At 54.4% G+C, this 23,639-nt stretch carries 21 protein-coding genes; 13 read left to right on the top strand and 8 right to left on the bottom strand.

Annotated elements, in window-relative coordinates; translation table 11 throughout:
- Window positions 1-23: 23 nt before the first annotated feature.
- Window positions 24-662, bottom strand: coding sequence for a dUTPase (locus K1V27_RS14245; RefSeq protein WP_258930705.1), 639 nt, complete (start codon window positions 660-662; stop codon window positions 24-26).
- Window positions 659-1,687, bottom strand: a complete 1,029-nt coding sequence (locus tag K1V27_RS14240) for an FAD-dependent thymidylate synthase (RefSeq protein ID WP_258930704.1) — start codon at window positions 1,685-1,687, stop codon at window positions 659-661. The genes K1V27_RS14245 and K1V27_RS14240 overlap by 4 nt, the downstream gene beginning before the upstream one ends.
- Before the next feature lie 237 nt (window positions 1,688-1,924).
- Between K1V27_RS14240 and K1V27_RS14235 the strand changes: the two genes are divergently transcribed.
- Together K1V27_RS14235 and K1V27_RS14230 are read left to right on the top strand one after the other, a co-directional pair.
- The gene (locus K1V27_RS14235; protein ID WP_258930703.1) at window positions 1,925-2,524 is read left to right on the top strand and encodes an MlaC/ttg2D family ABC transporter substrate-binding protein; all 600 of its coding nucleotides are present in this window, start codon (window positions 1,925-1,927) and stop codon (window positions 2,522-2,524) included.
- Between the two features lie 511 nt (window positions 2,525-3,035).
- Window positions 3,036-4,031 carry an Lcl C-terminal domain-containing protein gene (locus K1V27_RS14230; protein ID WP_258930702.1) on the top strand — a complete coding sequence of 332 codons (996 nt, stop codon included), beginning with the start codon at window positions 3,036-3,038 and terminating at the stop codon, window positions 4,029-4,031.
- 156 nt (window positions 4,032-4,187) lie between these two features.
- Here K1V27_RS14230 and K1V27_RS14225 read toward each other — a convergent pair whose 3' ends face one another.
- On the bottom strand, window positions 4,188-4,472 hold the full coding sequence (locus K1V27_RS14225; RefSeq protein ID WP_258930701.1) for a hypothetical protein: 285 nt from the start codon (window positions 4,470-4,472) through the stop codon (window positions 4,188-4,190).
- 176 nt (window positions 4,473-4,648) lie between these two features.
- Between K1V27_RS14225 and K1V27_RS14220 the strand changes: the two genes are divergently transcribed.
- The 7 genes from K1V27_RS14220 to K1V27_RS14190 all read left to right on the top strand — a co-directional run bounded on the left by K1V27_RS14220 (window position 4,649) and on the right by K1V27_RS14190 (window position 10,550).
- On the top strand, window positions 4,649-4,864 hold the full coding sequence (locus K1V27_RS14220; protein WP_258930700.1) for a hypothetical protein: 216 nt from the start codon (window positions 4,649-4,651) through the stop codon (window positions 4,862-4,864).
- Between the two features lie 33 nt (window positions 4,865-4,897).
- The gene (locus K1V27_RS14215; RefSeq protein WP_258930699.1) at window positions 4,898-5,047 is read left to right on the top strand and encodes a hypothetical protein; all 150 of its coding nucleotides are present in this window, start codon (window positions 4,898-4,900) and stop codon (window positions 5,045-5,047) included.
- A 20-nt stretch (window positions 5,048-5,067) separates the two neighbouring features.
- Window positions 5,068-5,817 (top strand): arginase family protein, encoded by a 750-nt coding sequence (locus K1V27_RS14210; RefSeq protein ID WP_258930698.1) that lies wholly within the window; start codon window positions 5,068-5,070, stop codon window positions 5,815-5,817.
- Window positions 5,818-5,872: 55 nt separating this feature from the next.
- A complete protein-coding gene (locus K1V27_RS14205; RefSeq protein ID WP_258930696.1) occupies window positions 5,873-6,709 on the top strand; it encodes a rhodanese-like domain-containing protein in 837 nt (278 codons plus the stop codon).
- Between the two features lie 599 nt (window positions 6,710-7,308).
- Window positions 7,309-8,322 (top strand): ABC transporter substrate-binding protein, encoded by a 1,014-nt coding sequence (locus K1V27_RS14200; RefSeq protein ID WP_258930694.1) that lies wholly within the window; start codon window positions 7,309-7,311, stop codon window positions 8,320-8,322.
- A gap of 142 nt (window positions 8,323-8,464) precedes the next feature.
- Entirely contained in the window at window positions 8,465-9,697 is a 1,233-nt protein-coding gene (locus K1V27_RS14195) for a quaternary amine ABC transporter ATP-binding protein (RefSeq protein WP_258930693.1), read from the top strand.
- Window positions 9,690-10,550 carry an ABC transporter permease gene (locus tag K1V27_RS14190; protein ID WP_258930692.1) on the top strand — a complete coding sequence of 287 codons (861 nt, stop codon included), beginning with the start codon at window positions 9,690-9,692 and terminating at the stop codon, window positions 10,548-10,550. Before K1V27_RS14195 ends, K1V27_RS14190 begins: the two co-directional genes overlap by 8 nt.
- A gap of 72 nt (window positions 10,551-10,622) precedes the next feature.
- On the opposite strand, the gene K1V27_RS14185 is transcribed toward K1V27_RS14190, so the two are convergent.
- Together K1V27_RS14185 and msrA are read right to left on the bottom strand one after the other, a co-directional pair.
- Window positions 10,623-11,072: a SpoIIAA family protein gene (locus tag K1V27_RS14185; protein WP_258930691.1), complete on the bottom strand. Its 450-nt coding sequence runs from the start codon at window positions 11,070-11,072 to the stop codon at window positions 10,623-10,625.
- The gene (msrA, locus tag K1V27_RS14180) at window positions 11,053-11,688 is read right to left on the bottom strand and encodes a peptide-methionine (S)-S-oxide reductase MsrA (RefSeq protein WP_258930690.1); all 636 of its coding nucleotides are present in this window, start codon (window positions 11,686-11,688) and stop codon (window positions 11,053-11,055) included. The genes K1V27_RS14185 and msrA overlap by 20 nt, the downstream gene beginning before the upstream one ends.
- A gap of 474 nt (window positions 11,689-12,162) precedes the next feature.
- Here msrA and K1V27_RS14175 point away from each other — a divergent pair, with 474 nt between their 5' ends.
- From K1V27_RS14175 to K1V27_RS14165, 3 genes are read left to right on the top strand one after another with little or no spacing between them, the layout of a single operon-like run.
- Entirely contained in the window at window positions 12,163-13,014 is an 852-nt protein-coding gene (locus K1V27_RS14175; protein ID WP_258930689.1) for a CheR family methyltransferase, read from the top strand.
- A 13-nt stretch (window positions 13,015-13,027) separates the two neighbouring features.
- Window positions 13,028-16,801: a response regulator gene (locus K1V27_RS14170; RefSeq protein WP_258930688.1), complete on the top strand. Its 3,774-nt coding sequence runs from the start codon at window positions 13,028-13,030 to the stop codon at window positions 16,799-16,801.
- A gap of 10 nt (window positions 16,802-16,811) precedes the next feature.
- The gene (locus K1V27_RS14165) at window positions 16,812-18,794 is read left to right on the top strand and encodes a response regulator (RefSeq protein WP_258930687.1); all 1,983 of its coding nucleotides are present in this window, start codon (window positions 16,812-16,814) and stop codon (window positions 18,792-18,794) included.
- 56 nt (window positions 18,795-18,850) lie between these two features.
- Here the strand turns inward: K1V27_RS14165 and aat are convergent, their stop codons facing one another.
- The 3 genes from aat to clpS are packed head-to-tail and all read right to left on the bottom strand — an operon-like array spanning window position 18,851 to window position 22,196.
- Window positions 18,851-19,552, bottom strand: coding sequence for a leucyl/phenylalanyl-tRNA--protein transferase (aat, locus tag K1V27_RS14160; protein WP_258930686.1), 702 nt, complete (start codon window positions 19,550-19,552; stop codon window positions 18,851-18,853).
- Window positions 19,553-19,583: 31 nt separating this feature from the next.
- Window positions 19,584-21,881: an ATP-dependent Clp protease ATP-binding subunit ClpA gene (clpA, locus tag K1V27_RS14155; protein ID WP_258930685.1), complete on the bottom strand. Its 2,298-nt coding sequence runs from the start codon at window positions 21,879-21,881 to the stop codon at window positions 19,584-19,586.
- Window positions 21,882-22,196, bottom strand: coding sequence for an ATP-dependent Clp protease adapter ClpS (gene clpS / locus K1V27_RS14150; protein WP_258930684.1), 315 nt, complete (start codon window positions 22,194-22,196; stop codon window positions 21,882-21,884).
- A 274-nt stretch (window positions 22,197-22,470) separates the two neighbouring features.
- On the opposite strand from clpS, the gene aroC reads away from it, so the two are divergent.
- Window positions 22,471-23,529, top strand: coding sequence for a chorismate synthase (aroC, locus tag K1V27_RS14145; RefSeq protein ID WP_258930683.1), 1,059 nt, complete (start codon window positions 22,471-22,473; stop codon window positions 23,527-23,529).
- Window positions 23,530-23,639: the final 110 nt, after the last annotated feature.

Raw genomic sequence — 23,639 nt, 5'->3', positions numbered from 1 at the left:
TGTTGCGGCCGTCAGGGGAAGGTTCATGCCTGACTGATGGCGGCTTTCAATGCCTCGTTGTCTTCCTCGGTTTTAGTGTCTTCGTTGTAGTTCTCATCCTGGCGTCTGAAATTGATTTCATTCTTGCCGAGGTAAATTCTTTTGACCTGTGCCTGCTCCAATCTGAAAACGGCGCACAACTCATAAAAACGGTCCCATAGATCCATCACCGCCCGGGTTGCTCTGGCGGAATCAAATCCACCTCCCCTGGCCCACCACTTCCATTTGAGGCTGTTCTGCAGGTCGTCCAGATTGAGGAACGTGCTAATGACCGTTGCGTCGAACGACAAGCCATGCTTCGGGGCCGTTTGCTGGTCGGTCTTCTCTACTGCCTTGCAGGCTGAGGCCCCGGGAAGCTGGGCGGCGCTCAAACCCACGATGTGGGACAGGCTCACCAGAAAGTGCAGCATGTCGACAATTTCAATCTTACCGTTGTCGGTTCCTATGCCGAACTCTTTGACTTCGCGGGTGAGTTCCGCCAGTTCTGCAGACAGCGCTTTTCTATAATTGTCTATCCAAAGTGGCTTCTGTTGAGGGTCTGTGATGGTCGCCCGGTAGTCGATGCCGATCTTGTTCAGGGTGTAGGTGTTAAGCTTCCACTGCAGGTCAAAGATTTGTTTCACGTATGCACCTCGTCTCCCCCGCAACTGAGCCCCAGGGACGCAAAATACTTTCTGACCGCTTGGGCAATGATGCGGATCCGGGGGTGGGCCTGGCGGGAATCCCGCAGCTCGATAAAGTGCTTCCAGCCGCTCCAGCGTCCGCTCACAAAAATCTCGCTCTTCAGCAGGTTGGGCAAGATATCCCGGGCTATCTCAGGCCTTCGCCCTCGATTGACATCGGCCTGGTACCACTGAAAGAGCTGGTCTGCTCTCGCTTCCCACATGGTCACCAGGGATTCTCCCTGGTGCAACGCTGCCGTTTCAGGATCATAATACGGCTCGAGCTCTTCGGGAAGGATCAGGGTCATTCCTTTGTTCTTGTAGTTGACATAACGGGTGCTTTCCTGCGTGAAGGAGAATACCCGGTGGCGCACGATTTCATGGGTGATGCCGCGGTCGCAGACGATCTTGAAGATGAAAACCGGCAAATCGGATGAGTTGTCGTTTTTGAGGAGAGCCAGTTGCTGCTGGCTGTCAAGTAGATCGATGTCGCAACCAGGTCTGCAGGGAGTCGACTCGCTTGCCTTGAAAAGATTGGGAAAGAAGCGATGCATTGCACCGGCCAACCAGTGGTACGCATCGTTGGAACGGTCCTGCAAATAGCGCAGGGTCTCCATCCAGCCCCGGAAATTCCCTGCAATGGCCAGCGCATTCGCAGCGGGCAGAACATGGGTCCGGTGGTAAGCGTTTCGTTCCTTCAGGCAACTGACGAGATTCTGCTGAAGGGTTTGCACGGGCTCGACGGCACCAGTTTGGGAGTGCACATCGGCCGTCACCCGCAACACTGCATTGCTGTGCTCCAGAACAGACAAGTGACCATGTTTTTTGAGCATCAACACGAAGGCTTTGGCCGAATCCGGTGTGATCTTATCTTCCGATTTATAGGCTGTCCTGCCGCAAACCTCGATCATTTTCAGTGCATCCGTTTCACTGGAAGGGGCCATGCCGTGCGGAGAAACTTCTATTTTTACAAATTGTACAGCCATGGTGGTTCTCCTTTATCACCCCACGAGCGGGCGCATGGTTGCGTGCCGACGGGCTGTGAGCGGGATTCTCGCGCGGAGGATTTGCCGTCGAGTTGCAACGCGTGATCCCCCAGGATAAGAGAGGTAATTTAGCAGCATGCCGCTCATCTTGAAAGCCCAAAATGGGTGCATTACTTTGCAATGGAAAGAGCTCCAATGGCGATGCCCGGGGTTGGTTTGGAAAGGGGGCGAGCGAAAATGAAAACAATGGCAGCTCTGTGGTCGGTTTTGTTGATCGTCTTCTTCGCTGCCGGGCCTGTGCAGGGTGTAACGCCGTCCCAGCAGCTCAAGCAGTCCATGGATGACGTGATTGCTCTGGTTGGAGAGCACCATCCTATTGATTCCAGTAAACAGTTGATGCGTAAGAATCAAATCTTTAAAATTTTGGAGAACCGCTTTGACTTTGGCGAAATGGCGCGCCGGATGCTGGGTGATCATTATCTGCAGCTGTCAGACGGGGAGCGTGCCGAGTTCGATCTTGTCTTTTCCAGGCTGGTGGAGGAGACTCTTGTCCAAAATCTTGAATGCTCCCGAGGGCAGCAGGTCCAGATTGTCAGAGAGAAGGCCGTTGGTGACAAATACTATTATGTGTCCACTGAGGTGGCAGGGGCCGCCAGGGTTATGACGGTCGATTATTTCTTGCGCTATGAACGCGGCCAGTGGCTGGTATGTAAAATCGATGTCGATGGCGTGCCGCTCATGCACGTTTATCGAGCCCGGTTCCGCCGAGCCATCAGAGAGAACCGGTTCCAGGCATTGATGGGTGTGTTCAAAGCCAGGATGGACGGCCACGGATAGTCTTCTTGCGAAGGATTGCGGTGGTCAAAAATGGTTGACAGCTGAGAGAGCGTTTCCTTATTACCAAGGAGCGTGCCCGAATACTCCCTCTCCCTTGGGGAAGAGGTTTGGAGTGAGGGTTTGAGTGATTGAAATCTCACCCCCTAACCTAACCTTTCCTCCTCAGGGTGGAGAGTAATCTTCCATTCGCCGACAGGTGCCCGGGAACTGTGTGCGAATTTGTAACCGTTCACCATACAGCCCTTTTATGAACCACAAAGGCGCAAAGAACGCCAAGGTTGCAGCGGTTGCGCCGTTTGGGGAGGGCTCTTTGCGCGACTTTGCGTCCTTCGCGTGTTGGCGGTGAACGATTAGGCGAATTTTATCCGAGTGGAGCCGGAAAATTGTACAGGAATGAGAGATTTTTCATATTTCTGCCGCTAAGGTGGTATTGCGCCGGTATGATCAGTGCCTGCACATCTGGTCGCTAAATTTGGGTTAACCTAAACGAGTATAATGGGAGGGGGACGTCATGGGAAATTCGATCAGACTTTTGATATTGGTCCTGGTCGCCGTTTGGCTGAGTGGTTGCGGAGGGGTTGAAGACCAGCAAGGCAACCCGCTGCAGGTGGGGACACATTATCTGATGACCGAAGAAGGGCTGAAGCCGGTTCCACATCTGGCCGACAAGGACGGGCGCGGGTTGATCGTCGGGCAGCAGTATGTCATGACTCCAGACGGTTTGGAATTGATTCCCTACTTGACCGACAAAGAAGGTGCCAAGGTCGATGTCGGCAATGAATATGTGATGACCGGCCAGGGACTGAAATTGATATTGAGCCGCGGAATTAAGGGCGTCATCCAAGACGCTGGCGGGCATCCTCTGGCGCGGGTTGAGGTCGCCGTGGCGGGGTCTGATGACAAGGCCGCGACCAGGGGGGACGGCTCCTTTAGCCTGCCGTTCATAGAAGGGTACGTTCGTCTTGATTTTACAGTTCCGGGCCTGCCCGAATGGTGCAGAATCAGCCCGGTAGAAAGCTCTGCGGTCACGCGCGAGCGCTTTCCCGACGGCTGGGATTTGGGGACCGTAACGCTGCCCTGCATTCAGGTAGCGGTCAGCGACGGCAAAACTGCCTGGGCATCGGCCAATGGCCAATATGTCGACAACGGTGACGGGACCGTGACCGATACCGAAACCGGTCTGATGTGGGAGGCAGAGGTCAATAAGCATGCCATCTCGTGGGATGCGGCCAGAGGATACGCCGAGCAACTGGCTTGTGGCGGCTACTCCGATTGGCGCATGCCGACGATAGATGAGCTCAAGGCACTGCACGAGGGGGGGATCGCCTGCCCGTGGAGCGGCCCCGCCATGATCAGCGGAGCTCTGAGTCTTTGGAGCTCGGATCGGGTGGAAGATTCTGCCCTGGTATTCAATGTCTGTACAGGCAAAAGCCGCAACAGCAGCGGTTTCGATGAAGGGGTCAACGTCAATCCCGCGGTGTTGGCCGTACGCACAGCGACTCAATGAAGATGCACGCGTGAGGGGCCCTTTTTGCCAGGGTGTCGTGACGGGTGCGCCACGCGTTTTCCGCTCATGACGAAGCCCGTTGCAATCCGCAGCCATGCAAGTGAGAATTTTCCCCCTGAAGCGGCATCGCAGCAAGGGCTGGCCGGCAGAGGTCAGCTACAGGGCAGAGAGCCTCTCCATGGCATTGACAGCCGAGCCGTAATGCTGCTCGTCCGTATGCTCATCCGGTTCGTACAGGCGAGCCAGCATGATCAGGTGGAGTTTCAGCTCGGATAGTGTTTCCATGGCCCGTGTATTGGCTGATCGGGTGAATTGTTCCTCCAATCGCAGTAGATGAGGATCCAATTTCTTATAGAGCGAAATGCGATCGTCTTCGGGCCAGGTCAGCATCGTTTTGGCCAGCTTTTCAATTTCGCTGAGCACTTTCTTGATTGGTACCATGTTTTTCTCCATAGGGAACGCCCAACCCTATCTTATTGAAACAAGTATCTCAGTGCCACCGGTATTGTTTCTACAGGTAAACGACACATGGTTCAAGGTGCCTTGTTTTTTTTGACGGTTTCACCGCCGGGCGATTGCGATGACCCGGTGACACAGTGCGACAGAAAGGAGGCCGTGTGGATTCTCAGGACGCAAGAGAAGTCGTTGTGGTCGATATCAGGATGAAATTTTGGTCGATGGTTTTTTTCATGGTCAAATGGGTCATTGCATCGATTCCTGCCATTATCATCCTGGCCCTCATATGGGTTATTTTTATGTTGATCTTTCAAGCTGTTACGGGAGGAAGCGGGATGTGGTGGCATGGACGTTTCATGCATCCGCCGGCAATGTAGTGTGACACGATGAAACAGCGCAGGAACCATTGTATGAAGTATTTCGCTGGCGTGGCGGTGCAGTGGCAGGAAATGGGCCGTGCGATCGGCGAAATACGAAAACAAAGAGCCCAATGGCGCCGCTATGTGGCAAACCTTAAAAGTCGGCAATCATTGCTGTGCCGTTGGTTTGCCATGGATTAAGGGCACAGGAAGGACGTCTCATGAAGGTTCTAACTCATGCGGATTTTTGCCGGGTCTACACGCATGATCCGGCAGCGGCACCGGGCAGGATCGAAGCTATCTTGGAAGCGATCAAAACGGATTTCCCCTGGCAGGAGGGTGGATATCCTGCAGGGCTGGATGATCTGACCGCGGTCCACACCGATTCTCATATCAACAGAGTGAGCCGCCAGGGGCTTTTCAATATTGCTGCACTGGCCGCCGGTACGGCCATTGAAGCGGCGACTATCGGTCTGGCCGAGCCCTGTTTTGGGTTGATCCGCCCGCCGGGACATCATGCCTCGGCTGACAGCGCCTGGGGTTTTTGCTACTTCAACAACATGGCCATTGCGCTGGAGCACCTGCGGCGCAATCACCAGATCGAGACGGCCTATGTGCTCGATTTTGACATGCATTACGGGGATGGAACCGTTTCCATACTGAAAGACAGAGGCTATGCAGCCATCCACAACCCCAGTGCGGATGATCGTTTGAGTTACATGCACCAAGTGCAGGATCATCTGGCCTCGGCGAAGGCCGATGTATTCGGGATCTCGGCAGGTTTTGACAATCATATGCAGGATTGGGGCGGACTGCTGCGCACGGAAGACTATCGCACCCTCGGGAGTATGCTTGGAGAAACCTGCTCCCGGCTTGGTGCAGGCTGCTTTGCGCTGCTTGAGGGAGGCTACAACCAGCAGGTGCTTGGTTTGAATGTATTGGCGTTTCTGCAGGGACTGAGCGGTCTGTGAGTCCGACGCGCGGCAATTCGAAGCACGTCATGCCAAGCATAAAGGGAGAGCAACAATGCCGGGCCAAAAGGGTCAAAAAGATCAGGTCAGGGTGATGTTTCCTGACGATGTGCAGCACTTCATGCGGGAGCAAAAGGAAGGCACCTATGTGTTGCTGGACGTGCGACAACCCGTCGAATATGAAAAAAACCATCTGCCCGGCGCTCGATTGATTCCACTGCCGGAACTGGCCGATTCGATGGAGACTCTTCACAGGTCTCAACCGACCATCGTCTATTGCGCCGTCGGGGGGCGCAGTCGCATGGCGGCACAACTGCTCATGAATCAGGGATTCCGTGACGTGTATCATCTCATGGGGGGCATCGAGGCGTGGGATCAGCCCGTCGCCTCAGGTCCCACGGAGTTTCATCTGAAATTCATGCGGGGTGACGAGTCACCGCTCGAGATGATTTTGATGGGCTATGAGTTTGAAGAGGGCCTGAGGAAATTCCATGAGACCGTCAAGCATCGTACAACGGACAGAGAATTTGCAGACCTGCTGACCTCGCTCACCCAGGCAGAAGAGAGCCACAAGCAGACTCTGTTGAGTCTTGTTCCTGCCACAGAGCGGGTAGTGTTCGAGCAGCAAATCGGCGGTCGCTCCGATGATGTCCATGTGATGGAGGGCGGGATCGATTTGGCAGAATTCATGGAACGAAATGAATCGTATCTGCAGACCATTTCGGGGTACCTGGAGCTGGCCATGATGATCGAAACTCAAGCCCTTGACCTGTATCTGCGCATGGCGGCGGCGAGCAGGCAACAGCAGACCAGGGAAGTTCTCCTCCGCGTATCCGAAGAGGAAAAGGCTCACCTGGCGGCTTTGGGACGTCTCCTGGAGCACAAGATTTAACGTAGAGGTTAACCAGAGCCTCACATTTCACTCTTTGTTACAGATCCAAAGGCCACGCCATCTTTGCAGCGGTGCACCACCCCTCCGATGCCCCCGTGACGCCGGCTGTGCTTGGGTGCGGAGTCTTGCTGTCGTGCCGTTTGTGTAAATAACCTAAATTCGCTGGAAAAGAGCAGTCGTAGGCGTCGTTTGCGCAAGCGGGATGGGATGAGCGGTGACGAAATTTGGTTTATTCATCAGTCAGCCCCGCAGCTGTCCAAAGCAAATGAAGTACGCATACAAGTGGACCGGGAATAAACTTTGAGTTGATATAGTTCCAGTCAATATAATCTCAGATAAGAATACTTGACATCGATAGCTTTCACTTGTTAAGTTTTGACGGATGGCCAGCCATCAGGCCCTGCCCGGTTCGACCTCAAATTAAGACCGGTTGCTGCCCGGAGGAGAAGCCAGCACACCGGTGCAACTCATCCCGCCCCTCTTTCCGTGTTCGTCACCGCTGCTCGAGGGTGTGCAAGGGATGGCCGCGTTGATGCGAGGCAAGCCCGGTGCGACCGGCCCATTGTCAAACGATGACCATGAGAAGAAAAGGAGAAGCTATGACAATATCCCGGAGTCTCTTGTGCAGGATCTTTCTGATTGCACTGGCAGCAGTGTTCTGTTTTTCGGCGCTGAGTGGCCCGGGCCTTGCGGAGTCCAGGACTCCTATTCGGTTCAACGATCGCAGCTGGGACAGCATCCAGGTGCACAATCGCATTGCCGGTTTCATCCTCGAACATGGCTATGACTATGAAGTGAATTATCAACCTGGTGAAACGGTGCCGTTATTGACCGGGCTTATTCGCGGAGATACGGATGTGGACATGGAGTCCTGGACGCAAAACAGCCAGGAGATCTTCGATAAGGGATTGAAGGAAGGCGCCATCGTCAACCTCGGCCCCAACTTCAGTGATGCCGGTGAGGGCTGGTTTGTGCCCACATACGTGATCAAGGGGGATGAAGCAAGAAATATCAAGCCGATGGCTCCAGATCTCAAATCCGTGTACGATCTTCCCAAATACTGGGAGCTCTTCAAAGACCCGGAAGATCCGAGCAAAGGGCTGTTTGTCAACTCGGTTCCCGGCTGGACCGTAACCCGGGACAATGAGCTGCGATTCAAAGCGTATGGGTTGAACAAGACCTTCAATATTCTCACTCCGGGCTCGGATGCGGCCCTGGCCGGCTCGATGGTGGCCGCCTACAAGAAAGGCAAGCCGTGGGTTGGCTATTACTGGGCACCGACGTGGGTGCTCGGCCAACTGGACATGACCGCTCTCGAACAGCCGGAATACAGCAAGGAAGTCTGGGAAATCACTCATGAATGCGGCTTCACCACTCCGATAGTGGATATTTACGTGAACGCGAGTCTCCTGAAACGGGCTCCCGACGCGGTGGAAATGCTGAAAAAGTACGAGACAACGGCCGAGCTGAACAACAAGGTGCTGGCCTATATGCAGGAAAATAAAGTTGGCACGGACCAGGGAGCGATTTATTTCCTGGAGAATTATGAAGATCTATGGACCAGGTGGGTGCCTGACGACGTGGCGCAAAAGGTCAAGGCAGCACTGCAGTAGCCAGAATGGTTGTGCGATCCCTGCCGCCGACCGGCAACCGCACCACACAATTTCAATGGTGGTTCCAGCGGGAAGGACGGCTCACGAGATCCTCGCAGAAGGAGAGCAATACACCGATCACCCCCTCAACTGGAGTGGAATATTGGAAAACAGGGAAGAGCTTTCCCACGGCAGTGATAAATTCCTGGAAGTCAAAGAGCTGTGGAAGATCTTCGGCCCCAAGGCCGAAGATCTATTGCAGTCCGACCTGAAATTCTCATCAAAACAGGAAATATTGGATCAGACCGGTTGTGTGGTGGGTTTACGCAATGTTTCCTTCAATGTGCGACGGGGCGAGTTTTTTATGCTCATGGGGCTTTCCGGCAGCGGCAAATCAACCTGCATCAGGTGCTTGCTGCGTCTCATCGAGCCTACGGCAGGTCATGTCCTGGTCAATGGAGAGGATATCTGTGCCTTCGACAAAGCCACACTGATGAGCCTTCGCCGCAAGACTTTCGGCATGGTTTTTCAGCACTTTGGGCTGTTTCCCCACTACACCGTTCGCGACAATGTGGCATATGGTCTCAAGGTGGGAGGGGCTTCCAGAGTCGAAAGTTACGAAAAGGCTCAAAAAGCCATCGAGACGGTCGGGCTCAAGGGATGGGAGGATTATTTGCCGGGATCTTTGAGCGGCGGCATGCAGCAGCGAGTAGGCATTGCCAGGGCCCTTGCCAAGGATCCCGAAATCCTGCTCATGGATGAGCCCTTCAGTGGTCTGGACCCTCTCATCCGTCGCGAAATGCAGGATGAACTGGTGGAATTGCAGGACAAGCTGCATAAAACCATCATTTTTGTGACCCACGATCTGCACGAAGCACTCAAGCTGGGAGACCGCATCGCGATCATGCGCGATGGCGAAATCATTCAGTTGGGCACTCCGGAAGACGTGGTCACCTCGCCCGCCGATGATTATGTGCGAGAGTTCGTCCAGGATGCTTCTCCCGCTAAAATCTTGACCGCCGACCGCATCAAGGAAGAGCCCTCGCTGCTCATCTACGAGTGGCAGGGGCCGCACGTGGTGCGACACCTGCTGCGAGCGGCCCGGCGTCAAAATGCATTTGTCGTGTCAAAACATCACACCCTGCTGGGACTGGTGACGCGAGAGGGCATTGACGATCTCATCAAGCAGGGCGCCGCCTCCATAAAGGAGGCGATCCTCGCGGATGTCCCCAAATGCGAGCCGCACACAATCGTGGAAGATCTTTTTCCCCTCGCCACTTCCAGCCATTTTTCCATAGCCGTCACTGACAGCGCAGGCAGATTCCTGGGAGTGATTCACGACCGCACCATCCTCGACAGCATGATCTCGGACAGGGAGGAAACCAACAATGACTAAGTTTCCTGCAAATATTCAGATTCCACTGGCGACCTGGGTAGATGAATTGATGGACTGGATTCTCGCCCATTGGGGTGGCTTTTTTGACGCCCTGGGTGATATTCTCCTGCAAGTGCTGCTCTACATCGAAAAGTTCTTTCTTGTGATGCCGTGGTACGTGGTTCTCATTCTCGTGGGGTTGGTCGCCTGGAGGGCCCTGGGCCGCTGGTGGCACGGACTGGTTATGGCGGCTCTGTTGTTCGTCATAGGCACCTTCGGCTACTGGCGACTGGCTATGATGACTCTGGGGCTGGTGACGTCGGCGGTCATCATTTCCCTGACCATAGGGATCCCCGCCGGCATTCTGATGGCCAGAAACAACCTGGTCGAGCAGTTGCTGAGACCCTTTCTGGACGCCATGCAAACCATGCCCAGCTTCGTGTACCTGATTCCTGCACTGATGCTGTTCGGGCTGGGAAAAGTTCCGGCAGTATTCGCCACCATCATTTATGCGGTGCCGCCGGTCATCCGCCTGACCAACGTGGGAATACGCCAGGTGCCGCAGACCGTCCTGGAGGCCGCTGAATCGCTGGGGTCGAGCTCTCGCCAGATTCTGTTCAACGTGCAGCTGCCTCTTGCCTTCCCCTCCATCATGGTCGGCGTCAACCAGACGACCATGATGGCCCTTTCCATGGTGGTGGTGGCGTCCATGATCGGTGCACGAGGATTGGGCCTCGAGGTCCTGCTGGCGATCAATCGTATCGAGGTCGGCCGCGGATTTGAAGCGGGCTTAAGCATCGTCTTCCTGGCTATCATCATCGATCGCATCACACACGCTCTGGCAGCCAGGCAGCGTCAGTTTACATCCCATTAGGACATTAGGGCAAACGGGGGAAGGTTGTGCACCGGTTTGCCCCAATAATTTATTTAAGCTTCGGCTAAGGGTTTATACTGTTGAACTTTGGACGAATTCCCATGCCTTGTCGATCTCGGACGTATCGAAATACTTCTCGATGAGCTCTTTTTTTTCACTTCCAAACAACTTATTGTCGAGTTCCACGAGTACTTTTTTCAGCTTGCTGTCACCCACAACAGCAATGTGCCGCAAGTTGTTCAGATACTTGAGTGAATAAATTGAATCCTGCAAAATTGCGCTGAGTCTCACTTTGCCGGGGGCCAAATTGTCTATCTTCACCAGTACGTTTACACGATGATGCCCCTCGGCCAGCTTGCTTTCGAAAAGCTTTTTGAATTCTTCAACATCCGCTGTAGTGTATTCACGACTAATTTCCACTCCCAGCACATTGCCCTCACTTTTTAAGACCTGTAACATTCTTTCTCCCTGTCTTTGATGAACTGTGATCGGCCCTGTAACGTCAGTCGCCAGCAGCGTCACGCCAGATCTCCTTCAGTCGTTTGTCACGGCCGCAACCATACCGGTAGAACTTGTAACGCACCGGATTCTTGCGATAATAGTCCTGATGATACTCTTCGGCCGGGAAAAATTCCGCTGTCGGCCCAATCTCGGTGACGACCGGGCGGTTTGCACCAAGTGAGTTTTGCAGTCGAGCCTTTGATGCTTCAGCCTGTTTCCTTTGTTCTTCGTCATGATAAAAGATGGCCGAACGATATTGGCTGCCGCGATCGCAAAACTGGCCATGGGCGTCGAAGGGATCCACATTGTGCCAAAAGACCTCGAGCAAATCGGTATAGCTGATCTTTTCAGGATCGTAGAGAATTTGAATGGCTTCGGCGTGGCCGGTCGCGCCCGCGGAGACTTCCTCATAAGTCGGCCTGGCCTTGTGTCCTCCCGTGTAACCCACGGTTGTTGAAACAACCCCCTCGAGCTTATCAAACGGCGGCTGCATACACCAGAAACAGCCGCCTGCGAAGGTAGCCGTCGCCCGCTTCTTGTCGCTTTGAGCAGGGTTGACGGCAATAGCAGCGCTCAATAGAAATGGGGCCAGTGAGCTGATCGTAAAGATAAAAGTGAATAGCGCATAGGGTCGCATACCTTGTAGCCTCCTATTGGACCAAGTCATTGATGAGCAACGCGCGGTAAAGAGCTGCAGCAATGTTCCACGGTTAATCTGCCTGATTTCTCGGACTCCATCTAATGGTAAGTATTGTTCTGATGGGCTCAAGGGATAGCCGTCGGTTATTGTGCCCGTGTTCCTGCGAGTTCGAATATCCGGCTTTGTTTTCCTTCGCGTTTGTTTTAATCGATGCTCCGCTGTGATCGCGGCTTGATATTTTTGTTGTTTTACGTCATTCTAGGCTCGACGAGTTGCCGCTTTCCGAACGAATTCTTTGCCAACACTCATCGCCCCATATCCTTCGTGTGACGAGTTTCATGGCAACCCGAGATTTTTTGATCCATTGAATTCAACCAGTCCGCCCCGCTCCACCCCAATAAGAATGGTTTTAACACGTGATGTGGATGCACCTTGGTGCTCGGGGCAAAAGGGACAGGAGATTCTTTTCCAATGTACAGGCGGGCGACGCAGGAAAGGGATAGCGGAATCGAGTCCATCCTCGATTACCTCATGGAAAAGAGGGGCTTTGATTTTTCCGGATATCACCCGGCCATGCTCGAGCGTCGCATCGGCCACCGCATGATCACTGCACATTGCAGCAATTATCATGACTATCTCGCCTACGTCAAAGACAGTACGAGTGAAATGGATCAGCTCCTCGATGCCATCACCATCAATGTGAGCCGGTTTTTCCGGGACACACTGACTTTCGAAGTGCTCGCCGAGCGAATCCTGCCGTTTATCGTCCACGAAAAAATTCGACTTGGGGATCGCTCCCTGCGGATCTGGTCAGCCGGTTGTGCCATGGGTGAGGAACCTTATTCCGTTGCCATCCTGATCCATGAGCTGCTGTGCAGGGAAGAGCTTGTCCTGGACGTGCACATTTTTGCCACCGACATTGACGCCCGTGTGTTGAAAGACGCCCTCAGGGCCGTCTATCCTGTCTCCAGTGTGGACCATATCAAGTATCGACTGCTTATCAAGTACTTCACCCAAGAGGGGGGATCATTTCGCCTGGTCCCGGAAATCCGGCAGTTGGTGACATTTTCCCTTTACGACATGCTGGATACAAAGCATTGTGTTCCGCCGGAGAGCATCTTTGGAAATTTTGATCTGGTGTTTTGCCGGAACCTACTGATTTATTTCAACCCCAAGTATCAGCAAACCATTTTTGCCAAGCTGCATCATGCCCTCGCCCGCAATGGCTACCTCATTCTGGGCGAAGCGGAAGCGCCGACGTTGAAATACCAGCGCTATTTCAGCCGGGTGTTGGACTTCAGCCCGATCTATCGCAAAAGATAGGAACAGGTGACCAGTGCAATACAAGAATCCGAAAATCAGTACGCAACTGAAGATGGGCCTGGGGGTCGTCCAGCTATTCGTCATATTCCTGGGTGTCGTAGCCTGGGTGCAAACGAGCCTGCTGTGGCAGAGCACCAAAGATCTGTACTCTCATCCGTTTATGGTAAGCAGGGCGGTGGGCCAGATCATTTCTGATGTGTTGACCATACATCGGGGAATGAAAGACATTTGCCTGGCGGATAATGGACGGGAGCGGAAAGCGATCCAGCGGGACATGGAAACGCTTGAAGCCGACGCCCGGCGGCAGTTTGATATACTCTATGAGCGTTACCTGGGAAATCGACAAGACCTGGATGCCGCCTTCAACGCCCTGGTCCAGTGGAACAGCATCCGCCGGGAGACCATCCGCTTGCTGCAAGCAGGGCACACGGCCGAAGCGATGCAGCGCACCAAGCCGACCGGCGTCGGCGGAAGCCATGCGGATAAGCTGCTCGGCTACGTCCAGAAAGTGAGTGACTTTGCCCGACAAAAGGCGGACGATTTTTTTCAGGAAGCCACTCGGCAGCATAATTTTTTGAGGGTGCAGCTGGCGGTGGTGGTTGGTCTTATTCTGGCGCTTACGGCAGGGGGCGGCATCCTCTTGTATCGGCGGATTCGCGAGCCTTTAAAAGACCTGACTGCGGTGACGGAATGTTTTCAAAGAGGCGATCTTGACGCTCGCAGTCAGTATGCCTCCGCCAACGAATTTGGCAGCCTTTCGGCCGCCTTCAACCAGATGGCGGAAGCCATTTCGCTGCGCGTCGAAACGGAGCAGAAGGGAACTCTGATAGCCGAAGCACTGATCACTGCCAATGAAACCAAGGCATTTGCGGAAACCGTCCTGGAGAAATTCATGGACATCACCGGCTCCAGCTTCGGGGCTTTTTACCTGCGGGATAAGAATGATGGGTTGTTTTCCCCCTTGGCTGCCATTGGAGTCAGCCGGGAACTGCTGGAGCCGTTCGACGCCTCAAGCTTCGAAGGGCAGCTCGGCCTGCCTTTGAAGACCGGCAGGGCATCCCACATCCGCGACATTCCCGAGGAGACCCTCTTTACTTTCAAGACGTTTGCGGGTACGGCGATTCCCCGGGAGATCATCAGCCTTCCCGTCATGGTGGACGAAAAGGTCCGGGGCATGCTTTGCCTGGCCACTGTCAGCGCCTATACAAAAGCTTCTTTGGTGATCCTGAGCAAGCAATCAATGACTGCCCTGAGCACGGCCTTTTCCAATCTGCTGGCCAATGACGAGACGCGGCGGCTGACCGAGGAGCTGCGTGGCAAAAATGTGGAACTGACGGCCCAGCAGGAGGAACTGCAGATGCAGGCGGAGGAGCTGCGGCAGCAGTGGGAAGAATTGCAGGAGCAGAATATTCAATTGGAGCAGCAGCGGCTGGCGGTGGAAGAGGCCAGCCGACTGAAGAGCCAGTTCCTCTCAAACATGAGCCACGAGCTGCGCACACCGCTCAATTCCGTATTGGCCCTCTCACGTGTCTTGATGATGCAGGCCAGGAATAAATTGAGCGATGAAGAGCTCAACTATCTGGAAATTATTGAGCGCAACGGCAAAAACCTGCTGACCCTGATTAACGATATCCTGGACCTTTCCAAGATCGAGGCGGGCAGAATGGACCTGCACCCACGCTCTTTTTCATTAAGCCTGGTCCTCGAAAATGTCGTGCAAAGCATCTTGCCTCTGGCCGAAGAAAAACGCATTGGGATCCATGCTCAAGTCCCTGCAAACCTCCCACCCATCGAAAGTGATGAGCTGCGGGTCGCACAGATTCTCCAGAACCTGCTGGCCAATGCCGTCAAGTTCACCGACAAGGGGAGTGTGACCATTGCTGCCACGTGTGATGAGGAGAGAGTCTCAGTGCAGATCGCGGATACAGGGATTGGCATTGCGCAGGAGGATATCCCCTTTATCTTTGATGAGTTTCGACAGGCAGATGGATCGTCCTCGAGACGCCATGAAGGTTCAGGACTGGGGCTGGCGATAGCTCGCAAGGCGGCTCATCTGCTGGGCGGTAACATTGCTGTGAGCAGCACGCTGGGTGCCGGATCTACCTTCACCCTGACTCTTCCCCTCGTTTGGCAGGGGGCAACACCGGCTCATGAGCCCCTCAGTGTGGGAAGCACTGTAGGTTCCAGGCATGCCGAAAAGACCATTCTGATCGTAGAGGATGAGCCGCAAACCGCCGCGATGATTTCCCGTTACCTGTTCCAGGAGGGTTACCGTACAGTCATTGCCCTGTCCGGGGAGGAGGCTTTGAAGCTGGCCGCCAGTGAGCTTCCCTTTGCCGTCACCCTGGACATCATAATGCCGGACATGGACGGCTGGGAGGTTTTGCAGGGGTTGAAGCAGAATCCTGCTACCAGAGATATCCCGGTGATTGTTGTCTCTGTGTCAGAAGAAAAAGAGACCGGTTTCGCCCTCGGTGCCATCGGCCACGTCACCAAGCCGGTTCACAAGAAGCGGTTGATCTCGGAAATCCGTAGGCTCGGCAGCCCGGCAATGCGCTCCATCATGATCGTGGATGACAACGAAATAGACCGCCTGGAAATAGGGCGGATCGTTGCAGCGGCAGGTCTGACGCCGGTCGTTGCACAAAGCGGATCCGCCTGTCTCGAGATGATCGAGAAAGAGGCTCCCGACCTCCTGGTTCTCGATTTGATGATGCCCCCGCCGGACGGCTTTGCCGTGCTGGAAAAAATCCGCAGCAAACCAGGCCTGCGAGACCTGCCGGTCATCGTTGTGACGGCAAAGGATCTGACGGAGGAGGACCGGAGCAAATTGAGCGGCAATGTGTTTACGGTACTGGAAAAGAGCGCAGCAACAGCGCCGACGCTGCTGCGGGAAATTAAAAGAATCCTGCTCAGGCTGGAGTATCTGCCGAAACCGCAGGCCTCTGAGAAGTCGCCCGATGCTCCCCGGATTCTCCTGGTCGAAGACAACGAGGCGGCTATCATCCAGTTGCGATCGGTCCTGCAGGAGGCGGGCTATGTGGTGGAAGTGGCGCGCGGTGGGCAGGAGGCCTGTGCCTATGTGTCTCATACCGTCCCCGACGGGATCGTGCTGGATCTGATGATGCCGGAAGTCGACGGGTTTGCGGTCCTGGAAAAAATCCGCGGCAGTACGGTTACGGCAAATATTCCGGTGTTGGTGCTCACCGCCAAGGATTTGACTGCAGAGGACTTTAAAAGACTCAGCGCCAACCACATCCAACAGTTGGTGCAGAAGGGGGATGTGGACCGGGAAAGCCTGCTGGCAAAGATGAAAACCATGCTGGGCGGGAAATTGGGTGCGGCCCCTGTAGAACTGCAGCCCGACGGCACGCGTGCGCTGCGGGATAGCACTCAGGCAGCTCGCTTGCGGGGCGGCTCACAGGCAGCAACCGTCCTCATCGTGGAAGACAATCCGGATAACATGACCACGCTAAAAGCCGTGTTACAGGACCGTTATCAAATTCTGCAGGCGACAGACGGTGAAGAGGGTTTGCGGATCGCTTCTCAAGCCTGTCCTGACCTGATTCTTCTGGATATTGCCCTGCCCAAGATGGACGGTTTTGCGGTGGTGCGGCAGCTCAAAGATGATGAGAACCTGCGTCACATTCCGGTGATCGCTCTGACCGCGCAGGTCATGAAGGGTGATCGGGAAAAAATTGTGGAAGCGGGCTGTGACGACTACATTCCCAAGCCGATCGAACCGGAGAGCCTGCTGAGCAAGATTCGTCGATGGCTGAAAGGATGATGGAGGGAGTATGCCGAGAATACTGGCGGTTGACGATAAGATGGACAACCTGGTCGTTCTGGCCGCCTTGCTGAAAAACTTAATGCCCGAGTGCTTTGTAAGCACTGCCCAGTCGGGCGTGGAGGGAATAGAAAAGGCGCGATCGGAGCGGCCCGACGTCATTTTGCTGGATGTCAAAATGCCCGTCATGGACGGCTATGAAACGTGTCGGCAGCTGAAAGCCGATGTCGCCACCAGCCACATCCCGGTGGTCATGATCACCGCCATCAGGACCGATGCCGAAAGCCGCACCAAAGGGTTGGATCTGGGAGCGGATGCCTTTCTGTCCAAACCGATCGATTCCGCTGAACTGGTGTCACAGGTCAGGGTCGCCCTGCGCATCAAGAAGGCAGAGGATGCGCTGCGGCGTGAGCGGGATTTGCTGGAGCGCATCGTTCAGGAAAGGACCGCCGCCCTGCGCGAAAGTGAACAGCGTTTTCGTCAAATTTATGAACATGTGGCCTTCGGGATTGCACGGGTTTCCCTTGATTTTCGGATTGAAAATGCCAATCAAGCTTACTGCGGCATGCTGGGATACACCGAGGAACAACTGATCGGCAAGTATCTGAAGGATATTACCGCTCCGCAAAGCCTGGAGGAGAATCTTGAGCTGCAGTCGCAACTGGCCAGAGGCACAATCAATCACTATCGCATGGAGAAGCAATTCATTCACCGTGATGGCCATGTGGTCCACGGGCTGCTCGATGCCACTCTAATCAGAAGTCCACAAGGCCGGCCGGCGCATTGTATCAGCTGTATTGTCGACATCACTGAGCGCAAGCGTGCGGAAGAATCATTGCGCCGCAGCGAAGAAGCCCTCAATCGGGCCCAGAAGCTGGAGTCCATCGGCCGCTTGGCGGGTGGCGTTGCCCATGATCACAACAACATGCTGGGAGTGATTCTAGGATACACAGAAATGGCGCTGGAAAAGGTGCCTGCGGATGATCCGCTGCATGCCGACTTGATGCAAATCCTGCATGCAACCCGCCGCTCGACCGATCTCACCCGGCAACTGCTCGCTTTTGCCCGCAGACAAACCATTGTTCCCAGGGTGCTGGATCTAAATGAAACTGTCGAGAGCATGCTCAAGATGCTGCGCCGCCTGATTGGTGAAGATATCGACCTGGCATGGCTGCCGGCATCGGACTTGGGGCTGGTCAACATGGACCCCGCCCAGATCGATCAAATTCTGGCCAATTTATGTGTCAATGCCCGGGACGCCATCGCGGGAGTGGGCAAAGTGACCATAGTGACAAACAATGTGACGATCGGTGAGGAGAACGACGACAGGAACGATGGTGCGGCACCGAAGGAGTATGTTTTATTGGCTGTGAGCGACAGCGGCTGCGGCATGGACAAGGGAAAGCTGGAGCATATATTTGAACCGTTTTTCACCACCAAAGAAGTGGGGGTGGGCACGGGTCTGGGGTTGGCGACCGTGTATGGCATAGTCCAACAAAATAACGGCCTCATTGAAGTCTCCAGCAATCCGGGAACAGGAACCACCTTCAAGATATTCCTGCCGCGCATGGTGGGGGAAGCCGCTGGGCCGAGCGCACAGGTTGTGGAAGAAATCCCACAGGGCAGTGGGGAAATGGTGCTGCTGGTAGAAGACGAGGCGGTGATGCTGAAGATGGGTCAAGCGATGCTGGAAAGATTGGGTTACCGGGTGCTGATTGCAAACACGCCGGATGACGCCCTGCGAGTTGCTGCGGAACATGGTGACGCAATCGATCTCCTCATCACCGATGTGGTCATGCCAAAACTGAACGGGCGGGAGCTCGCCGACAGATTGCAGTCGCTGCACCCCAATCTCAGGACTCTTTTCATGTCCGGCTACACAGCCAATGTCATAGCCCACCGGGGTGTGCTGGAAGAAGGCGTGCACTTCATTCAAAAGCCGTTTTCCAATCGAGATCTGGCCCAGAAGGTGAGAGCAGCCTTAAGAACTTGATGCCCTGCAGGGAGCTATTGCACGGGTGGATCCCTCGAGCAAAACCATATGCCACCTCAAAAATCGCCGGAAATGTGTTTCACCGCCCAGATATCCGGACTGACCGGATTCTTGATGGCTGCGGCCAGACGGTTCAAAAATTCTGTACGGGGTATTTCCCGGGCACCAAAATTCTTGAGGTGGTGCGTGGATATCTGGCAATCAATCAACTGATACTCTGAACGCTGCAGCATTCTGACGAGATGGACAAAGGCAACCTTGGACGCATCGGTCCTTTGGGTGAACATGGACTCGCCGAAAAAAACCCGTCCAATGGCCACGCCGTAAAGACCTCCCACCAATTCCCCCTCCATCCAGCTTTCAATGGAATGGGCAAATCCCAGTCGATGCAGACGGCAATAAGCGTCGATCATATCCGGCAGGATCCAGGTGCCTTCGCCCTGAGTCCGACGTATCTCGGCACACCGTTGTATGACCTGACCAAAGGACCGGTCCACAGTCACCGTAAAAAGGTTTTTCTTGATCACTCTTTGAAGGCTCTTGGAGATTCGAAGTTCATGCGGAAACAGGACAAGCCTGGGGTCGGGCGACCACCAGAGGATGGGGGTGTGCTCGGAATACCAGGGGAAAATCCCCAATCGATAGGCAAGCAGCAGACGTTCGGGGGAAAGGTCTCCGCCTATGGCCAACAGTCCGTCCGGTTCCGCATAGTGGCAGGGAGGGAACAGCAGCGCTTTGGTCAGTCGGAAAATGGGCATGGCTACAAAGGCACATGGTCTGGATGCGGCCCTAGTCCTCCAAAAAGGAAAAGGTCAGATTTTCACCGGACCGCATGTAGTCTTCTTGCAATCCCTCTGTCGGTCTGTCTATCCGCACCCGGCCTCCGTTCTGCAATCGGCCAAACAGGATCTCTTCCGCCAAAACGTCTTTGATCTCATTTTGAATAAGCCTTGCCAACGGTCTCGCTCCGAATGCCGCATCGTATCCATTTTCAGCCAGCCACAGGCGCGCCGGTGCAGTCAGCTCAAAGTGGATCTTCTTTTCGGACAACTGAATTTCCAGCTCGGCGATGAATTTGTCGACGATCCTTTCCATGATTTCGATAGTCAGACCGCTGAATGGTACCGTCCCGTCCAACCGGTTCCTGAATTCGGGACTGAAGAGCTTTTCCACGGCCTTGACCCCCTTGGCGGTCCGGTTTTCGTTGTCCATGTTGCCGAAACCGATGGCGGGGCTGTTCATTTCCCGAGCACCGGCGTTGGAGGTCATGAGTAATATGACGTTGCGAAAATCGGCCTTTTTCCCGTTATTGTCCGTCAAAGTGGCATGATCCATGACCTGCAGCAGAATACTGAAAAGATCCGGGTGAGCCTTTTCGATTTCATCCAGCAACAAAACGCTGTACGGATTCTTGCGTATTGCGTCAGTGAGAAGACCACCCTGATCGAATCCGATGTAGCCGGGAGGCGCGCCGATTAAACGCGCAACCGTATGCTTCTCCATATATTCGCTCATGTCGAAGCGCACAAAGTTGACCCCAAGTATGCCGGCCAGCTGCAGTGCCACCTCGGTCTTGCCTACACCCGTTGGCCCGATGAGCAGGAACGATCCGATGGGCTTGGTCGGGATACGCAGTCCGGCCCGCGAACGCTTTATGGCTTTGCTCAACATTTCAATGGCAACATCTTGGCCAAAGACCCGGTTCTTGAGCTCATCTTCCAAATGTTGAAGGCGCAATTGATCGTTGGATGAAACGCTGCGCGCCGGTATCTTCGCCATGCGTGCAACGACGATCTCAATATCCTTGGGATTGACCACCTTGCGAACGCGACGATCCTTTTTGAGCCTCAAGCTCGCCGCCGTCTCGTCGATCACATCAATGGCCTTGTCCGGCATATAGCGATCGTTGATATGGCGCGCAGCGAGATCGGCGGCCGTTCTCAATGCCGCATCCGTGTAGCGTATCTGATGGTGTTCCTCGTAGTAGGATTTAAGTCCCTGCAAGATCTGGTAAGTTTCCTCGACGGACGGCTCGCGGATTTCAACTTTTTGAAAACGGCGGCTCAACGCCCTGTCCTTTTCAAAGTGATTCTTATATTCTTCGTAGGTGGTTGATCCGATGCAGCGAATGCCGCCGCTCACCAGCACGGGTTTGAGAATGTTGGAGGCGTCCATGGAGCTGCCGCTGGTGGCCCCGGCTCCGACCACTGTATGGATTTCATCGATGAAAAGAATAGCTCCCGGTTTCTTCTTGAGCTCCTGAATGACCCCCTTCAACCTGGCTTCAAAATCGCCGCGAAATTTAGTTCCTGCCAGCAGGGCACCCATGTCCAAAGCGAATATCTCCACGTCATGGAACGTACCGGGGACTTCCCTGTGCGCGATTTTGCGCGCTAAACCTTCGGCGATGGCCGTTTTGCCGACCCCCGGATCGCCTACAAAAATCGGGTTATTCTTGGTGCGTCTGCCCAGTATTTGCAACGTTCTGAGGATCTCGTCTTCACGTCCGATGAGAGGGTCAATGAGTCCTTCCGATGCCCGCTGAATCAGATTGACGGTAAAACTTTCCAGGGCACCGGCCTTGCGCGTTTCCTGTTTCTGGTCGGGAGCGGGGGCCAGAGAAGGCCTTTCGTTGGGTGCATTTTCCGGTTCTGCGACCTTGGAGATGCCGTGGGAAATGTAGCTCAACACATCCAGCCTGGTAACCCCTTGAGCTTTGAGAAAATATACCGCATAGGAGTGTTCTTCGTAGAACATGGCGGCGAGTATGTCGCCCGCATCTACCTCTTTTTTCTCGGCTCCCTGAACATGCATGATGGCTCTTTGAAGCACTCTTTGCACGCTCATGGTCTGGACGGGATCCTGGTCATGGCCTTCCGGCAGCACCTCGACCCTTTCCTTGAAAAACTTTTCCAGGCGCTCCTTCAAGGTTTCCAGGTCGGCACCGCAGTGGTGCAGTATGCGCCTGCCTGTCACATCATAGAGCATGGCATAGAGGATATGTTCCAGAGTAAAAAATTCATGGCGCCTGGTTTTAGCCTCTTTGATCGCCGCCGCAAATGTGATTTCTAGTTCCCTGTTAATCATTTATGCTTCTTCCATGGTGCATTGTAATGGAAAACCGTTCTTCCTCGCCAAATGGTGGACTAATTCGACTTTTGTCTCCGCCAGTTCAACGGTGTAGACACCGCAAACCCCCACTCCGTTTCTGTGAATGAGCAGCATGATGCGGGTCGCTTCTGCGGGAGGTTTGTAAAAGACTTTTTGCAGTATTTCCACCACGAACTCCATGGTGGTGTAATCGTCGTTGTGCAGCAGCACCTTGTACATTGGGGGCTCTTCGAGCTCTTCTTCAACACCACTCGCCAGTTCTTCCCCAAAATCAGGATGATGCTCACTCATCCCCGCTCCTTCCTTTCACCATCAATTCCCAGACATCAAGAATCGAGCAGAAGACCCGGTCAGGAGTCGCCAAGGCATCACACACACCGTTGTAGCGGTCTCTACGTCACCAGATCCCTGGCTCCTGTCCAGTCGACAGCGCAACCTCCTGACCAGGAAAGCTCTTACAAATCTCGCCCCTTTATGAGATAATTTAGAATAACTTTTTCCGCTGAAGAGTCAACCCGCGCACAGCTCAGCGGGCGCGGATATAATTATGGGAAGGGAGTCATTTATGGCGGGGAATACCTTCGGGCGCATCTTCTGCGTCACTACCTGGGGCGAATCTCATGGACCTGCCCTTGGAGCTGTGATTGACGGCTGTCCACCAGGCATTGCTTTGATGGAGCAGGACATCCAATCGGACCTGGACAGGCGCAAGCCGGGGGGCCGGTTTACATCGCCTCGTCGCGAAGCGGATCGGGTTGAGATTTTATCCGGGGTTTTTGAGGGAATCACTACTGGAACCCCCATCAGTCTTATCATCTACAACCGGGACGTGAGGAGCAAAGATTATGGTGCGCTGGCCAAGCTTTATCGTCCCGGGCATGCGGATCGCACCTACGAACAGAAATACGGGGTGAGGGACTGGCGCGGCGGAGGACGCAGTTCGGCCCGGGAAACCGCGGCCCGGGTGGCAGCTGGAGCCGTTGCGCGCAAGTTTCTGCGCCAGTGCGGTATTGCTGTGCAGGCTTACACCAAAGTGTTGGGAGGTGTGCGGGCACGCAGGCATGAGTGGGATGAAATCAATCGCAATGCTTTCTACTGTGCCGATCCGGAATGCGTCCCGGCGATGGAGGCGCGCATAAGGGAAGTCAAGGAGGCGGGAGATTCGATCGGTGGCATTGTCGAAGTGTGTGTCCGCGGATGCCCGCCCGGATTGGGAGAACCCGTCTTCGATAAAATCGATGCGCAGCTTGCCGGAGCCCTCATGTCCATCGGCGCGGTCAAGGGGGTTGAGATCGGGGACGGATTTGTGTCGGCCGGAATGCTCGGCAGTGAGCACAATGATCCCATTACCGCGCAGGGCTATGCAAGTAATCATGCAGGGGGGACACTGGGAGGCTTATCCAACGGATCGGATATTATCATACGCGTGGCTGTCAAACCAATACCTTCCATTTCTATCCCGCAACAAACCGTCACCACCTATGGTGAGTCGGCAACCGTTGCCGTAAAGGGCCGTCATGACGTTTGTGCTATCCCGCGTATCGTGCCCGTTTGTGAAGCGATGGTGCTGCTGGTTGTGGCCGATCTGATGCTGCATCCGTTCCCGCGATCGGTTGAGTCTTGAAATCCATTGCAAGTCGTGTTTTTATGTCAAATTCCTACTGCTGAATGCGGAATTCTTAATGACCAACAAGTCCAATAGGTTCTGACAGTGCATTGATTGATGCGGGTGAA

This window comes from Desulfoferrobacter suflitae (genome assembly GCF_022603395.1).
GTDB classification, from domain to species: Bacteria; Desulfobacterota; Syntrophobacteria; order Syntrophobacterales; family Syntrophobacteraceae; genus Desulfoferrobacter; species Desulfoferrobacter suflitae.
The sequence above is the reverse complement of the archived record's forward strand: the minus strand, read 5'-3'. Positions and strand labels throughout refer to the sequence as shown.

Coding starts and splice junctions, on each gene's coding strand:
- K1V27_RS14240 (WP_258930704.1), bottom strand. CDS start 1,687: ATGGCTGTACAATTTGTAAAAATAGAAGTTTCTCCGCACGGCATGGCC.
- K1V27_RS14235 (WP_258930703.1), top strand. CDS start 1,925: ATGAAAACAATGGCAGCTCTGTGGTCGGTTTTGTTGATCGTCTTCTTC.
- K1V27_RS14230 (WP_258930702.1), top strand. CDS start 3,036: ATGGGAAATTCGATCAGACTTTTGATATTGGTCCTGGTCGCCGTTTGG.
- K1V27_RS14225 (WP_258930701.1), bottom strand. CDS start 4,472: ATGGTACCAATCAAGAAAGTGCTCAGCGAAATTGAAAAGCTGGCCAAA.
- K1V27_RS14215 (WP_258930699.1), top strand. CDS start 4,898: ATGAAGTATTTCGCTGGCGTGGCGGTGCAGTGGCAGGAAATGGGCCGT.
- K1V27_RS14210 (WP_258930698.1), top strand. CDS start 5,068: ATGAAGGTTCTAACTCATGCGGATTTTTGCCGGGTCTACACGCATGAT.
- K1V27_RS14205 (WP_258930696.1), top strand. CDS start 5,873: ATGCCGGGCCAAAAGGGTCAAAAAGATCAGGTCAGGGTGATGTTTCCT.
- K1V27_RS14200 (WP_258930694.1), top strand. CDS start 7,309: ATGACAATATCCCGGAGTCTCTTGTGCAGGATCTTTCTGATTGCACTG.
- K1V27_RS14190 (WP_258930692.1), top strand. CDS start 9,690: ATGACTAAGTTTCCTGCAAATATTCAGATTCCACTGGCGACCTGGGTA.
- msrA (WP_258930690.1), bottom strand. CDS start 11,688: ATGCGACCCTATGCGCTATTCACTTTTATCTTTACGATCAGCTCACTG.
- K1V27_RS14175 (WP_258930689.1), top strand. CDS start 12,163: ATGTACAGGCGGGCGACGCAGGAAAGGGATAGCGGAATCGAGTCCATC.
- K1V27_RS14165 (WP_258930687.1), top strand. CDS start 16,812: ATGCCGAGAATACTGGCGGTTGACGATAAGATGGACAACCTGGTCGTT.
- aat (WP_258930686.1), bottom strand. CDS start 19,552: ATGCCCATTTTCCGACTGACCAAAGCGCTGCTGTTCCCTCCCTGCCAC.
- clpA (WP_258930685.1), bottom strand. CDS start 21,881: ATGATTAACAGGGAACTAGAAATCACATTTGCGGCGGCGATCAAAGAG.
- clpS (WP_258930684.1), bottom strand. CDS start 22,196: ATGAGTGAGCATCATCCTGATTTTGGGGAAGAACTGGCGAGTGGTGTT.
- aroC (WP_258930683.1), top strand. CDS start 22,471: ATGGCGGGGAATACCTTCGGGCGCATCTTCTGCGTCACTACCTGGGGC.